This window comes from Fructilactobacillus lindneri DSM 20690 = JCM 11027, from assembly GCF_002907375.1.
Taxonomy (GTDB): domain Bacteria; phylum Bacillota; class Bacilli; order Lactobacillales; family Lactobacillaceae; genus Fructilactobacillus; species Fructilactobacillus lindneri.
Genome location: NZ_MIYK01000018.1, coordinates 38,902 through 52,938 on the forward strand (window position 1 = coordinate 38,902; position 14,037 = coordinate 52,938).

At 36.3% G+C, this 14,037-nt stretch carries 15 protein-coding genes and 1 pseudogene; 13 read left to right on the plus strand and 3 right to left on the minus strand.

The genetic code is table 11. From position 1 onward, the window contains the following. Positions 1-393 precede the first annotated feature (393 nt). The 10 genes from BHU33_RS07640 to BHU33_RS06155 all read left to right on the plus strand — a co-directional run bounded on the left by BHU33_RS07640 (position 394) and on the right by BHU33_RS06155 (position 8,227). Entirely contained in the window at positions 394-1,098 is a 705-nt protein-coding gene (locus tag BHU33_RS07640; RefSeq protein ID WP_225354785.1) for an MFS transporter, read from the plus strand. After that, a complete protein-coding gene (locus BHU33_RS07645) occupies positions 1,064-1,585 on the plus strand; it encodes an MFS transporter (RefSeq protein WP_225354784.1) in 522 nt (173 codons plus the stop codon). The genes BHU33_RS07640 and BHU33_RS07645 overlap by 35 nt, the downstream gene beginning before the upstream one ends. A 4-nt stretch (positions 1,586-1,589) precedes the next feature. Beyond that, entirely contained in the window at positions 1,590-1,859 is a 270-nt protein-coding gene (locus BHU33_RS06120; protein WP_054646584.1) for a chorismate mutase, read from the plus strand. A gap of 1 nt (position 1,860) precedes the next feature. Further along, positions 1,861-3,027, plus strand: a complete 1,167-nt coding sequence (gene aroC, locus BHU33_RS06125) for a chorismate synthase (RefSeq protein WP_056997551.1) — start codon at positions 1,861-1,863, stop codon at positions 3,025-3,027. 18 nt (positions 3,028-3,045) lie between these two features. After that, positions 3,046-3,591 (plus strand): hypothetical protein, encoded by a 546-nt coding sequence (locus BHU33_RS06130; RefSeq protein ID WP_054646585.1) that lies wholly within the window; start codon positions 3,046-3,048, stop codon positions 3,589-3,591. After that, entirely contained in the window at positions 3,575-4,864 is a 1,290-nt protein-coding gene (gene aroA, locus BHU33_RS06135; RefSeq protein WP_056997550.1) for a 3-phosphoshikimate 1-carboxyvinyltransferase, read from the plus strand. The genes BHU33_RS06130 and aroA overlap by 17 nt, the downstream gene beginning before the upstream one ends. A 12-nt stretch (positions 4,865-4,876) precedes the next feature. Continuing rightward, the gene (locus BHU33_RS06140) at positions 4,877-5,971 is read left to right on the plus strand and encodes a prephenate dehydrogenase (RefSeq protein ID WP_054646586.1); all 1,095 of its coding nucleotides are present in this window, start codon (positions 4,877-4,879) and stop codon (positions 5,969-5,971) included. A gap of 2 nt (positions 5,972-5,973) precedes the next feature. Then, complete coding sequence (locus BHU33_RS06145; protein ID WP_054646587.1) at positions 5,974-6,477, plus strand: shikimate kinase; 504 nt, start codon at positions 5,974-5,976, stop codon at positions 6,475-6,477. Positions 6,478-6,850: 373 nt separating this feature from the next. Beyond that, on the plus strand, positions 6,851-7,678 hold the full coding sequence (locus tag BHU33_RS06150; protein WP_054646588.1) for a MetQ/NlpA family ABC transporter substrate-binding protein: 828 nt from the start codon (positions 6,851-6,853) through the stop codon (positions 7,676-7,678). Between the two features lie 165 nt (positions 7,679-7,843). Then, positions 7,844-8,227, plus strand: coding sequence for an HU family DNA-binding protein (locus BHU33_RS06155; protein ID WP_054646589.1), 384 nt, complete (start codon positions 7,844-7,846; stop codon positions 8,225-8,227). A gap of 68 nt (positions 8,228-8,295) precedes the next feature. On the opposite strand, the gene BHU33_RS06160 is transcribed toward BHU33_RS06155, so the two are convergent. Both BHU33_RS06160 and BHU33_RS06165 read right to left on the minus strand, forming a co-directional pair. Next, a complete protein-coding gene (locus BHU33_RS06160; protein WP_054646590.1) occupies positions 8,296-9,183 on the minus strand; it encodes an RluA family pseudouridine synthase in 888 nt (295 codons plus the stop codon). Positions 9,184-9,235: 52 nt separating this feature from the next. Beyond that, a complete protein-coding gene (locus BHU33_RS06165; protein ID WP_054646591.1) occupies positions 9,236-9,676 on the minus strand; it encodes a universal stress protein in 441 nt (146 codons plus the stop codon). A gap of 465 nt (positions 9,677-10,141) precedes the next feature. Between BHU33_RS06165 and BHU33_RS06170 the strand changes: the two are divergent. From BHU33_RS06170 to BHU33_RS06180, 3 genes and pseudogenes are all read left to right on the plus strand, one after another. After that, positions 10,142-11,104: pseudogene (locus BHU33_RS06170) on the plus strand (ketopantoate reductase family protein). A 13-nt stretch (positions 11,105-11,117) separates the two neighbouring features. Next, positions 11,118-12,305, plus strand: coding sequence for an aminotransferase-like domain-containing protein (locus tag BHU33_RS06175; RefSeq protein WP_054646592.1), 1,188 nt, complete (start codon positions 11,118-11,120; stop codon positions 12,303-12,305). Positions 12,306-12,508: 203 nt separating this feature from the next. Then, a complete protein-coding gene (locus BHU33_RS06180) occupies positions 12,509-13,330 on the plus strand; it encodes a DNA polymerase beta superfamily protein (protein WP_054646593.1) in 822 nt (273 codons plus the stop codon). Positions 13,331-13,410: 80 nt separating this feature from the next. On the opposite strand, the gene BHU33_RS06185 is transcribed toward BHU33_RS06180, so the two are convergent. After that, complete coding sequence (locus BHU33_RS06185) at positions 13,411-13,998, minus strand: hypothetical protein (RefSeq protein WP_054646594.1); 588 nt, start codon at positions 13,996-13,998, stop codon at positions 13,411-13,413. Between the last annotated feature and the right edge of the window lie 39 nt (positions 13,999-14,037).

Here is a 14,037-nt window from a genome sequence, read left to right on the forward strand (position 1 = left end):
TGACATCTTTTTTTATTCGTGTTTTAATTGAAACAATCTAAAAAGTGGGGAAACAAGATAATGATTATTAGCGATTGGTTACATAATACTAAACATAATTTGGCACGATTGAATGCTAATTATTATAGCTTTGCTTGGTTTATGTAACCGTTCGGATGCCTACTTGGGATGCGAACGGTGACGTTCGTATCTAAGCAGAGTTGATTGGTTGTACTCGGCTAGGTACGTTAACATTCAATGTTAATCTAGCTGGGTCAATGATTATTGCTGATGTCACTTTCTCATTAGTTTTTCTTTTACGAAGTTAATAAAGAGAAGCCGGCTAGACTAACAACGACCTTGTTAGGATGGCTGGCTTTTTATTTTGATTTTTAATTATGAGGAGGAATACACGTGGAAAAGGAACTTACTAAACGGCAAAAAAATCATTTATCATTAGGACTTTACTGTAATTATTTTATTCACGGTTTTGCTCTCGTTATTTTAGCGCAAAATATTTTATCATTAGCATCCAGTTGGATGACAACGGTTGCGGTTGTTTCCTATGTGATCTCTGGGATTGGAATTGGACGACTGATTGCTTATCCAATTACAGGCGCCTTAGCTGATCGGTTAAGTCGGAAAATGTTTGTCTACATTGGGATGCTGTGTTACTTGATTTTTGCTATTGGAATGGTAGTTACGCATCAGATTGTGATTGCCTATGGGCTAGCCATTTTAGCTGGGATTGCTAATTCAGCTTTAGATGCCGGTACCTATACTACCTTAGTTGAAATTAATGATGGTGAAGGGCAATCAACGGTATTGTTAAAGGCCTTTATGTCGGTTGGGGAATTCATTTTGCCCTTGATTGTAACGTACTTAGCCGGTCATGGATTCTGGTTTGGCTGGTCATTTGTAATCATGGCAGGATTGATTTTACTGAATTTAGTAAACATGTTATTTTTACAATTTCCGCAACCGAATATGGTCGTTCAGTCTAATCAGTTTAATGCTACTAATTTAACAGGCGGGCGTAAATTACTTGCTACCATTAGTTTGGTGGGTTACGGCTACACTTCCAATGGCCTTAATGATTTTGTTTACGCAATGGATTAGTTTATATGCTCATGCGGTTTTACATTTTCGCTTGGGACAAGCACAATTTTTGATGTCGCTTTACAGTATTGGTTCAATCTGTGGCGTTTTAGTACTTTATCTCTTATTAAAACATCATGTTCATGAAATTTTATTGTTACTAGGCCTAAATCTAACTGCTTTTTTAGCTTTACTATTAATATTTTTAAATCATTCCATTATTGTGATTGGTAGCTGTGCTGTGATTTTTGGTTTTTGCGCTGCAGGCGGGGTAATGCAGACCGGTTTAACGCTTTTTATGCAAATTTATCCCCATCGCCGCGGCTTAATCACTGGGATTTTCTACTTCTTTGGGAGTATCGCTTCCTTTACTATTCCTATTATCACTGGTTGGTTATCAAAACAAAGTATCAGAGCAGCATTTGGTTTTGATTTGGTTATTGGATTGGTTGGAATCGGTTTAGTATTATTGGTGCAATTAGCAATGAAAACACGAAAAGAGGGATAAATTTATGAGTGAATTAAATGCGTGGCGTACGCAAATTGACGAAATTGATGAGCAATTATTAACTTTGTTACACCAAAGATTTAAAATAGCTCAAGAAATTGCTCGCTATAAACAACATCATCAATTACCAATTTTAAATCAGGGACGTGAAATGGAAGTATTGCAACACGTTAATCTAGCAACTACTGATGCTTCCGAGCAGGAACATTTAAGTTCAATTTATCAAAAAATTATGGCAGAAACACGACAATCTGAAACAGACAAAGGAGAATAAGATGGATTACGTTACAGCAGGAGAATCACATGGACCACAATTAACTGGAATTATTACAGGAATCCCCGCTGGGTTAAAGTTAGATATTGATGAAATCAATGCAGCTTTAGCAAGCCGACAGGGTGGATACGGCCGTGGCAATCGCCAAAAAATTGAACATGATCAAGTTCAAATTGTTGGTGGAGTTCGGCATCGTGTGACCCTTGGAAGTCCAATTGCTTTAGTAGTTAAAAATCGCGATCATGCTCATTGGGATAAAATCATGAATCCTACTTCTGAAGCTACTCCAGAAAATACGCTGCGGAAGGTAGAACGTCCTCGTCCCGGACATGCTGATCTGGTTGGTGGAATGAAATATCGTCATCGTGATTTACGCAATGTGTTGGAGCGATCTTCAGCCCGTGAAACTGCTATGCGGGTGGCAATTGGTAATATTTGTAAACAATTATTGCGTCAATTAGGAATTCAAATTGTGGGATTTGTACAACAAATTGGTGCTACTGCTAGCAAATTTAATCCAACTAAAAATGTGACTAAAATTGAAACAGCTATTACCCAAAATGATTTACGGATGGTCGATCAAGATGAGGTAGATGAAATTCATCAAGTAATTGATCAGGCTAAACGCGACGGTGATACTTTGGGTGGCATTATTAAAGTAATCGTAGAGAATGTTCCCGCTGGTTTAGGTAGTTACACGAACTGGGATACTAAGTTAGATGCGAAGCTAGCAGCTGCAGTTATGGGAGTAAATGCTATGAAGGGTGTTAGTATTGGCGAAGGTTTTGCTGCAGCGAAAAAACCAGGCAGTCAGGTTATGGATCCGATTGAATGGGAAAAAGATGACGGCTGGGGTCGCATGAGTGATCATCTTGGCGGCTTTGAAGGCGGAATGACTAACGGTATGCCTGTGATTGTGAATGCTGCTATGAAACCAATTCCTACTTTGTACAAACCCTTGCAAACTGCGGATGTAAATACAAAAGAAGTTAAGAAAGCTAACGTTGAACGTTCCGATACGACTGCAATTGTTCCAGCTTCAATCGTGATTGAGAGTGTGGTAGCAATTGAAATGGTAAAGGCTATTACCGAAACATTTGATGCTAGTAACTTGGGACGTTTGCAAGAACAAGTTCAAGCATATCGTGAAGAAATAGAAAACTACTAATAAAGTAAGGTTAAGACTATGAAATTGCATACGCTAGGGCCGGCAGCCACAGATAGTAATGCCGCTGCTGAATATTATCAAAATATTGAAATCACCCAGTCCATTCAAATTGAACTGCATCAAAGTTACGAGGAGATTCTTCATAATTTGCGGCAGTATCGTGGTGATTATTTATTAATTCCAGCAGCGTTTCAATCTATAACTGGTTTGAGCTGGGGACAAACTCATTATCGTTATTTGGACCAATTGCAATTACGAAAAACTTTTATTCATCAATTGAATCCATTGGTTTTAGTAAAAAAACAGGGTAATAATGCGCAAATTGGCTATACACATGCAGCCACGGCCGATTTATTACGGCAATTATGCCCAGAATTACAAGAAATTCGACTTTGTGATAGTAAATTTCAAGCTTACCAGCGTTATTTAAAAGATGGTGACGTAGTTTTAACTAATCAAAAAAATCTTACAAAAAATGATCATTTAGTGCAGAAATTAGAAGTGCCGATGATTTGGTGTCTTTATTATATTAAAGGAGAAAACGATCATGAAACCGCTCAGTAAGGCTTCTCAACAAGGATTACACGGAACCTTAGCCGTTCCTGGCGATAAAAGTATTTCTCATCGGGCTTTGATGATTGGGTCAATTAGTCAAGGTGCAACTCATATTCATCATTTTTTAGCTGGTCAAGACTGTTTGAGCACTCTCAAGGCGTTTCAGGATTTGGGCGTTGAAATTGAACGTCAGCAAGACGAAGTGATAGTACACGGAAAAGGAATGATGCATTTACGCCCAGCTTCCATTCCACTTGATATGGGTAATTCTGGAACTACGACGCGTTTAATGATGGGATTATTAGCGGGGACTAGTTTTACCTCAACTTTAATTGGGGATCAGTCGCTTAGCAAACGTCCGATGAAAAGAGTCAGCGAACCATTAAGCGAACTAGGCGTTCAAGTAAAATTAACAGAAAAAGGAACTTTGCCGGCTCAAGTAGTTGGTGGAACCGTGCATGGCAAGACAGTCAAGTTACAGGTTGCTAGTGCCCAAGTTAAGAGTGCTTTGATTTTGGCAGCGTTAGCAGCAGACCAACCAACGACCATTATTGAAAAATTGCCTACTCGTAATCATACCGAAATCATGCTGCGTCAGTTTGGTGCAGAGATTGAAACAGCAACCAATCAGCGAACAATCACAGTTCAACCCCATCCAGATTTAGTTGGCCAAGATGTTCAAGTTCCAGGAGATATGTCGTCAGCTGCTTTTTTCATGGTGGCAGCCACAATCATTCCCAATTCTGAGATTACTTTGAAAAACGTTAGTTTGAATCCTACTAGAACCGGGATATTAAGGACGATGCTAAAAATGGGGGCTGATATTCGAGTGGTTGAACACGAAACGACAGGTGAACCATTTGGAGATTTACATGTAAAAACCAGCAAACTACATCCAATTGAAATTGCGGAAACTGAAATTCCCGCTTTGATTGATGAACTACCTTTAGTTGCTTTGTCAGCTGCGACTGCATCTGGAATTAGTAAAATTACTGGAGCTGCTGAATTACGGGTTAAAGAAACTGATCGAATCCAAGCTGTTAGCAATGAATTGCGTAAGTTTGGTGTCCAAGTGGAAGAATTGCCTGATGGGATGATAATTCAAGGGCAGCCAGACTGGAAAGTTCAGGATTCTCATCTTGATAGTTATGGAGATCATCGGATTGGGATGATGGATGTGATTGCAGCATTAAAAGCTGAGCAATCAATGATACTTGAAAATGAAGCTGCCATCAGTGTTTCATATCCGGATTTCTTTACTGATTTACAACACTTGATGTAAGAGGAGAATTTGATGACAACTGTTTTTATTAAAGGACTTGGATTGATTGGCAGCTCGATTGCTAGAGTAATTAAACAAACTAATCCAAATGTTAAAATCATCGGAAGCGACCAAAATACAGCAAGTTTACATTATGCACTAAACCATCAGGTAATTGATGAAACCAGTAATGATTTAGAGTTAGCCGGACAAGCAGATTTTATTTTTTTAGCGACCCCAGTTGATCAAATTATTGCGGACATTGAAACATTAGCACGTCAGCCGCTACGTCCCAATGTTATTGTTACGGATGTTGGGAGTACCAAGCAAACCGTAATGAAAGCAGCAGCTATTCTTGCTGAAAAGAAGGTTACGTTTGTCGGTGGTCATCCCATGGCTGGTTCGCATAAAACAGGAGTGAGAGCTGGAACTCCTAATTTATTTGAAAATGCGTTTTACTTTCAGATTCCAACTGGAACTGATGGAGAAGTCGCTGCCCGAAAAATTCAAAAATTATTGCAGGTTGCTAAAGCAAAGTGGCTAACAGTGACGCCTAAACAACATGATAAAATTGTGGCACAAATTAGCCACATTCCGCATGTGATTGCCGCTGGGTTAGTAAATCAAACCCAAGCTGCTTTCGCAGACGAACCCATGGGAATGCGATTAGCAGCAGGTGGGTTTAAGTCGATTACCAGAATTGCTTCTGCTGATCCGCAAATGTGGAATGATATTTTGCTGAACAATGCAGACTTAATCAGTACGCAGCTGCAACAATATCTAGATGTTTTAACTGATATCAAACATAAGATTGACCAACGGGATTCAACGGCGATTAAAACATATTTCGAAAAAGCCAAAACGAGTCGTGATAAATTAGGATCAAATCACGTCGGTAAAATTGCCGGATTTTATGATTTGTTTTTAGATTTACCAGATGAAGTGGGTGTATTAGCTGATATTACACAACGGTTGCAACAGGCCGACATTAATCTGGTTAATCTGCATATTTTAGAGATTAGAGAGGACGTTAATGGTGTTTTACAGTTAACGTTTCGTAGTGAGAAAGATTTACAGCGAGCACAGGAGTTATTAGCAGCAAAATATTCAGTGACAAGGAGGGAATAATCATGGAAGTTGTTTTGATTGGTTTTATGGGTAGTGGGAAAACCACAGTTAGTCGTTTACTGTCTGCACAAATGCAACTGCCGGTTTCCGATTTAGACGAAGTAATTGTGAAAGCAGCTGGAAAATCAATTTCAGGAATTTTTGCGGATCATGGTGAAACTTATTTTCGCGAACTGGAACAACGTGAATTAAAAGGACAGTTAGAACAAGACGGAATTTTAGCAACCGGTGGTGGAACACCAATTAATGAAGAAAACGCCCAGTTATTAACCGAATATGCTGCACCGGTCATCTTATTAGACGTGGAACCCGAAACGGCATATGCACGAATTAAAAATGATTTAGGCCGTCCACTGGTCAGCCAATTAAATCAAGCCACGATGAGGCAGTTGAAAAATTCCCGAAATGAGCAATATTATGCTTGTGCTGATTTAATAATTCACTGCGATTATTTGAGTCCTGAAGAAATCAGTCAGCAAATTATGAAATATTTAAATAAATCTTAAACAATTGTTGTACTTTCCTTTTAAACGATGTTATAATTTAAAAAATTCAAGGAGGCTAATAAAATGAAAATGTGCTGTTGTTTTATGTCAAAAAAATAAATGAGCGAATGTTGATATGAATTTTCTCATTTATTGGTTATGTTAAATTTTTGAGATAATTCAGATTGACATTCAGCAGTGCTTATAAACTTTTATTAGTCGAAAAAGGCCGATGTCTATGTGAATAGTCATCGGTCTTTTTTACGAAAGGAATTTTAAATGAATAATCGATTAACCAGGTTATTTGGGAAGTTTCGTGGTGGTCAATCATGTTGAAACTTTTTAGTTAAAATAAATATGATTTCTGAGCTGAATTTAAAGGGAGATTAAACACATGAGATTTAACAAAAAATATCTTTATGGCGGATTGGCAGCAGTTTTGGTGTTAGCATTTGTATTTACTTTTATTGTAAAACCACATAAATCTGAAACTAATACGATTCGATTAGCCTCATCACCAGGTCCTTATAGTGATTTATTTCTTAATGGAGTAAAACCGATTTTGGAAAAAGAAGGATATCACGTTCAAAACCAATCTTTTAGTGATTTATCATTGGCCGATGTTGCCATTAATAATGGCGAAGCAGACTTAAATGTTGATCAGCACACAGCTTATATGGATAATTTTAATAAAGAAAAACATGCTCATTTGACAGCTTTAACTAAAATTCCAACTGTTCCAACTGGAATTTATCCTGCTAAAAAGAAATCTTTAAAAGATATTTCTAAAGGCGATAAGATTGCCATTCCAAATGATCCATCCAATATGGCTAGAGCTTACAATGTTTTGGTAAAAGCACATTTAATTACTTTAAAAAAGGGAGTTAATCCCATTAAAGCTACTAGTAAGGACATTGCCTCCAATAAAGATGATTTGAAAATTACCGCCATGCAGGATGTTACCATCCCTCGTTCCCGAAATGATTTTGATTATGTGATTTTGCCAGGATCGACGGCTTACCCAGCTAAGATCCCAACCAAATCGATGTTGTTAGCTGAAGATATTAAACCAGATTATTATTTAGTCGCAGCTATAAACAAAAAGGATAAAGATAAGAAATGGGCGAAGGCCGTTGATAAGGCTTACCATTCCAAGGAATTTAAGAAGTATATGGATACCCATAATAAAAACAGTTTTTGGAAAATCCCCAAGGGCGAATAAGTAATTATAATAATTTAATAAAGTAAAAGCTCGCCATGGCGGGCTTTTATTTTTCTTAGATATCTAAGTCGATATGTTAAACGATGCTCATTAATCATGTTAATATGCAGGCAAGTAATATGAATGGTCATATTACTACAAATATTATTATGGAGGTATGACATTATGGCTTTATTACCAATGAATGGACACACTACTACTTACGATGAATTTACTGAATCAGTAGCAAGTAAGTTGGGTAAATCACCAGCATCTACTAAAGAAATCTTAAGTGACATTACAGATGTTGTTAAAGAATCACTTATGAATAAAGATCAAGTAATGTACCGAGATTTGGCTACTTTCCGTCTTGATGTAGAAGGTGTTCGTCATGTTCGTGTTATTGAAACTGGTGATATCGAAACTATTCCAGCCAAATTCTACCCACATGCTACTTTCTCAGACAAAATTAAAGAAGCTGTTTCAGAACTTAAAGTTACTCCAGCTGATTTAGATTTAGTTAAAAAAGTTCGTGAAGTTGATGCTAAAGATCATCGTAACGAAGACTAATTAATTTTTATTATCAAAATAAACATGTTGAAAAAGCCGCTAAGAAATTAGTGACTTTTTCAATGTGTTTATTTTATTGCTTTCATTTCAGGCGGTAATGGCGCCGTAACTGTTATAGATTCGTAATAAAATGGAGTTGGCATTTTTACTTTCCAGGAGTGTAACAACATTAGTTGATTGAGATTAGCTTGCGGATCATATAAAGGATCATTAACGACTGGATGTCCAAGCGAAGCGAGATGGACACGAATTTGATGGGTTCGCCCGGTTTCTAAATTAACCTTTAATAAGGAATGGTCATTCTTGGACTGTTGAACTTGGTAGTGAGTAACCGCTGGCTGGCTATCTATTCCGTTAATCATTCGTTTTCGCTGGTCATTAGGATCACGTCCGATTGGAATAGTAATCGTTCCCTTTTCATGTAAAAATCTACCTCTTACCCAGACTAAATAGGTTCGTTGAATGATTTTTTCACGCAGCATATATTCTAATGCAGGAACAACAGCGGGACTTTTAGCAAAAAGCAAAGCACCGCTAGTTTGTTGGTCAAGACGATGAATGATAAAGGGGGAATTGGGTTTGAGATATTCAGCCACAAAATTAATCACAGCACCTTGTTCCTGTGGTTGATTGGGATGAGTTTTGTAACCGCGCCGCTTATTAACAAGCAAAAAATCTTGATTTTCAAACAGTACTTGCACAGAACTACTTGCATCGCGGATGACTTTTGGATGAGCATTTTTAAAATCCGAAGTTCTAAATTCTAAATGAAGCTGGTCTCCAGTATGTAATTTAAAATTCATTGGTAAATATTTTTTATTTACCGTGACTCGTTGGGCTCGACGCAGTGAAAAAATTAAATGTTTGGGCAGATAAAGATGTTGACTTAAGTAGTCGCGAACTGTTTTTCCTTCATATGAGTTTGGAATGATTAAATTATAACGCCAGGTTTGCATAAATTACTCCATAAAAAAAGTCTATCAGGTTAATGATAGACCAAAAATTAAATTATTTAACGATTAAAACGTCTTGCTTAGCAGTTCTAATCACATAACTGGTAACTGATCCAACTACTAATTGTTCAACTGCAGATAAACCAGTTGCTCCCATTACAATCAAATCGTCATTATGATCTTTGGGGAATTCTTGTGCGATAATTTTCTTAGGATTACCAAAACGCATATGAATCGAAACATCAGTCAAACCATCTTTAACACAGGTTTGTTTTAAAGTTTCCAAAATTTCTTTAGTTTGATCAGTTAATTTGTAAACAGCATCCGCAGACACGGCATTACCATAGTTTCGGTTAAATTGTGTAACTTGAATAACGTTGAGAATATCTAAGTGACTGTTGTTTTGCTTAGCTACTTCAATTGCTCGTTTCAATACTGGCATAGTATCCTCGCCACCATCGACAGGAGCTAAAATACGTTTATAATTCTCTGTCATTTCGATCACCTCATCAGTTCAATTTCTTTAATTATATCATTTTGAGGGTGGTTTAAGTAGTAATATTGTTTTAAAAAGCAGGCCATTTTAGATTTTTTTAAAATAATTTAAGAAAAGATATTGACATGTTTTTAGACTAATGGTTAAATTATAACAACTTAAAAGAAAGGAATTTTAACAATGACTAATAAAACTACTTTTCAAAATAATAAAATTATTATTTTCTTTGTGTTAATGTAGCCATTCGCATCGTGTGTAGATGCGGATGGGTTATCCGTATCTACGCAGAGAAGATTTATTAGTGCTCGACTAGATACATTGGCAATCAATGTTAGTTTACCGAGCAGGGTTATTAGCCTAACCGAATTCATTTTAAAATCCTTTTAACGAATTTTAAAAAAGCTCGCTGAACAGTATTGATTGCTGAGCGAGCTTTTTTGTTAGATTCATAAGGGGGAAAAGATGATGAAATACGGAGTTATTGGTGCAGGAGCAATGGGATATCGCTATGGTGTTTTGTTGCAGGAAAATGCCGGTGTAGATGTTGATTTTATTGATACTTAGGAACCAAATGTAGAACAAGTTCGTAAACAAGGCGGCGTGGAAGTTTCAAGAGACCATCAGGATAAGCAGTTGGTTCCAATTAACATTTATTATCCAGAGGAATACAAAGGTCATCCAGATGTTTGGATTATTTTCAAAAAGCAAATGCAATTGGAAAAAGAATTAGAACGTGATGCTAAAGCTGGTTTGTTTCATCCTGATCAATACGCTTTTTCTGCTATGAACGGATTAGGTCATTTTGAAAAAATTGAAAAGTATTTTGATGAAGATAAGATGATTGCCGGAACAGCTATGATTGCTACGGTTTTGAACGGACCCGGAGATGTTGATTTCATGGGACCTAAAAACGGTGAAGCAATGCACATGGCACCTTACAATGATAAAAAGCCAGATCAGGTAATGAATCAGTTCTATGATGATTTAAAGGCTGCAACACTTGGACCAGAAATGACTAATAACTGGCTGGGCATGTGTATGACAAAGGTTTCGTTTAATGCTGTTTGTAACACGCTTTGTACTATGTTTGAAATTAACATGGGTCAGTTTGGTGAATATTCAGGTGCCAAAGACATGGCAAAACAATTATTCAATGAAGCCCATGATGCTTGTGAACGAGCTGGAATTAAGATGATTGAAGATCGTCAGCAACAAGTTCAAAGTGTGCTTGATTCATGTGTAAAACTTAAATATCACTATCCATCAATGTATCAAGATTTCTCGAAAGGTCGTCCAACTGAAGTTGATTATATCAATGGTTACATTGCCAAAGTCGGCCGTGATAACGATTATGTTTGTCGCACTCATGAATTTGTAACGCAAGAAGTCCATTTAGCAGAACAAATGCGTCAATACCATCAAAAATAAGCGGGGTTAAAAAATGAAATTTAGATATGCAAATGGTGTTCCAACCAGTACTGAAAACGCTACAGCTAATATTTTAAAAGCAGCTGCTGATCCAAATGTAATTTCATTTGGTGGTGGATTGCCAGCTCCCGAGTTGTTTCCGGTTGCTGAAATGAAAGCAGCTACTGACAAAGTTTTTGATAAATACGGACGCTTAGTTTTACAGTATGCTCAAACTTTGGGATATCCAAAATTAAGAGAACAAATTACAGACTTAATGAAAGATCGTCATGTTGATGCTGAAGTTGAGAATATTGGGGTAGTAACCGGATCGCAACAAGCTATCGACTTAGTGGCTCGAATGATGATTAATCCAGGCGATGTAGTTATTGTTGAAGACCCAAGTTATTTGGCAGCCATTGACGTCTTTAATTCTTATGGAGCAAAATTAGTTGGTGTTCCCATGGATGAAGATGGGATGAAAACAGATGCTTTAGCTGAAACAGTGAAAAAATATACCAAGGCTAAATTTATTTATACCATCCCTAACTTTCAAAATCCAACTGGAAGAACAATGACAGAAGAGCGACGTAAAGAATTGGTACGAGTTGCCAAAGAAGCTGGAATTCCAATCGTGGAGGATGATCCTTATGGAGCAATTCGTTACGCTGGGAAAAAATTGCCACCATTAAAACATTTTGATAAAGATGGTGGTGTCATTTATCTAAGTTCGTTTTCTAAGATTTTAGCACCCGGAATGCGACTCGGCTGGTTAGTAGCGGATAAAAGTTTTATGGATCATTTCAGTTTGATGAAGCAAAATGCTGATTTACATACTGATAATTTAACCCAGTATATTGTATCTCAGTTCTTGTTAGACGTTGATTTAAAAAAACACGTTAAAAAGATTACGGATGCGTATGAACATCGAGCTAATTTGATGCTGGAACTAATTGACAAGTATTTTCCTAAAAATGTTCATCACAGTAATCCAGAAGGCGGAATGTTTATCTGGGTTGAAATTCCAGGTGGAGTTGATACTGACGAGTTATTTAAAACTTGTATTAAAAACAACGTTGCTTTTGTGCCGGGATCAGCTTTCTTTGCGGGTGACATTAAGCCGGGAACTTTCCGTTTGAACTTCTCTAATATGAATGATGAACAAATTAAAGAAGGAATTAAACGGATGGGTAAGGCGATTGCTGAAGTAGTTGATAATTAAATGATTTTAAGGATTTATTTCGATTTTTAGTCGAAGTAAGTTCTTTTTATTCATCAACATTATTTGACCAATATTGACCTTTGCTGCTAAGTAGTGTAGACTAGAAATAGTTAGAAACAAACAGATATTTTTACAGAAAAGAATCCACTAGAAATGTTTCTAATGGATTCTTTTTAGTTATTTAAATTAAGGAATAAATGAAAATGAAAAAATTAAATCAGCAAGAAAAAAGAGCAGTAGAAGAATTAAAAGATTATTTGAGTGCAAGTAAATGTCAATACTTTTTAGCATATGAAACTGGATCACAATTAGTTGGGCTTGCCAATGAACATAGTGATGTCGATTTTTATGTTTTTTATGTGCCAACAAAATTAGAAATATTGACTCAATCCATGTCGCGAGAACAGTTCGTACAATTGGATAATTGTGAAGTTAAGCTAGTGGCGATTCCAGAAATGTTTCATTTAGTGGAACAAGGAGATCCAAACGTGATTGAAACATTTTTTCAAGCACCATTACTACAAAGCCAACATATAGACGGCCATAAAATTGATAATCAGTTAGCTAATTTGGCAGAAGTTTTTTATCAAAATCGCAATCTTTTACCATATCTAAGTAACGGATTGTTTATTAAATCATGTTTGTGGATGATGCGAAAAAACATTCGTAAATTACGTCCTAGCAAGCATTATCTTGGCAATGGAACTTTTGGGAAAACACTTTTTGAATATTTGAAAGAGTATAAGTATGCTAGCAAGTTTTTACACCAGTCTCAGAAACGACAAGTAGCTGAGACTGAAAAGATCTTTTTCCCAAATGAGAAAGAAATTGCACAGTTAAAAAAATATAAAAATATGCATAATTTTGATAAGCATGCTAAACAGCAGGTATTAAATAAGTACGACTATAAAAAGTTACGACAAGATTATCGGATTGCCAAAAATCGTCATGTTTTTTCTCGCAATGATAAGATGATGAGAGAAGTGTTACAACAATTGGTAGCGGAAACTCCAGTTTATTATTAATAACATAAAAGAATATCCCCTAAAAGTTGGATAAAACAACTTTTAGGGGATATTTTAATTAAAAACGAGTTTGTTAAAAATTAGTTCCAACGATTGGCATATTCTGATGGATTAGTGTAAACATTATAGTCAGTACCGTCATTACTGGTACTGTTATTACTATTTGAGTTGGAACTAGTTTGTGTTTGAGCAGCTGGTTGGTTGTTATTACTATTTGTTTGAGAGCTAGTTGCAGCTGGAGTAGTAGTTGATTTTGAACTAGTGTTTTTGTTGGAGGTAGCAGCTGGAGTTTGTGTAGCAGGTTTTGAAGCAGTTGCGTTATTTTTATTTTGACTGGTATTTTTATTGTTTGAATCAGTAGCTTTCTTGTTTGAACTAGAATTTGTTGAGTTATTTGATTTTGAATTGTTTGCACTAGTTGCTGCCTGATTGTTGTTGCTTTGACTACTGTTAGAGTTGTCAGATGATGTATCTGTTGTATTATTATCTGATGTTTTGTTGTTTGAATCTTTCTTCTTATCAGTCTTTTTAGCTTTTTTATGTGTTTTCTTAGTTGTTTTAGTAGTGTGATCTGACTTTTTATCTGGTTCAGATTTATTGTTAGATGAACAAGCTGTCAAACTAAATAAGGTTAAAGCAGTTGTTGATAATAAGAATAATTTTTTCATGATTTATTTTCTCCAATGTAATTTAAAGATTAATTAGTT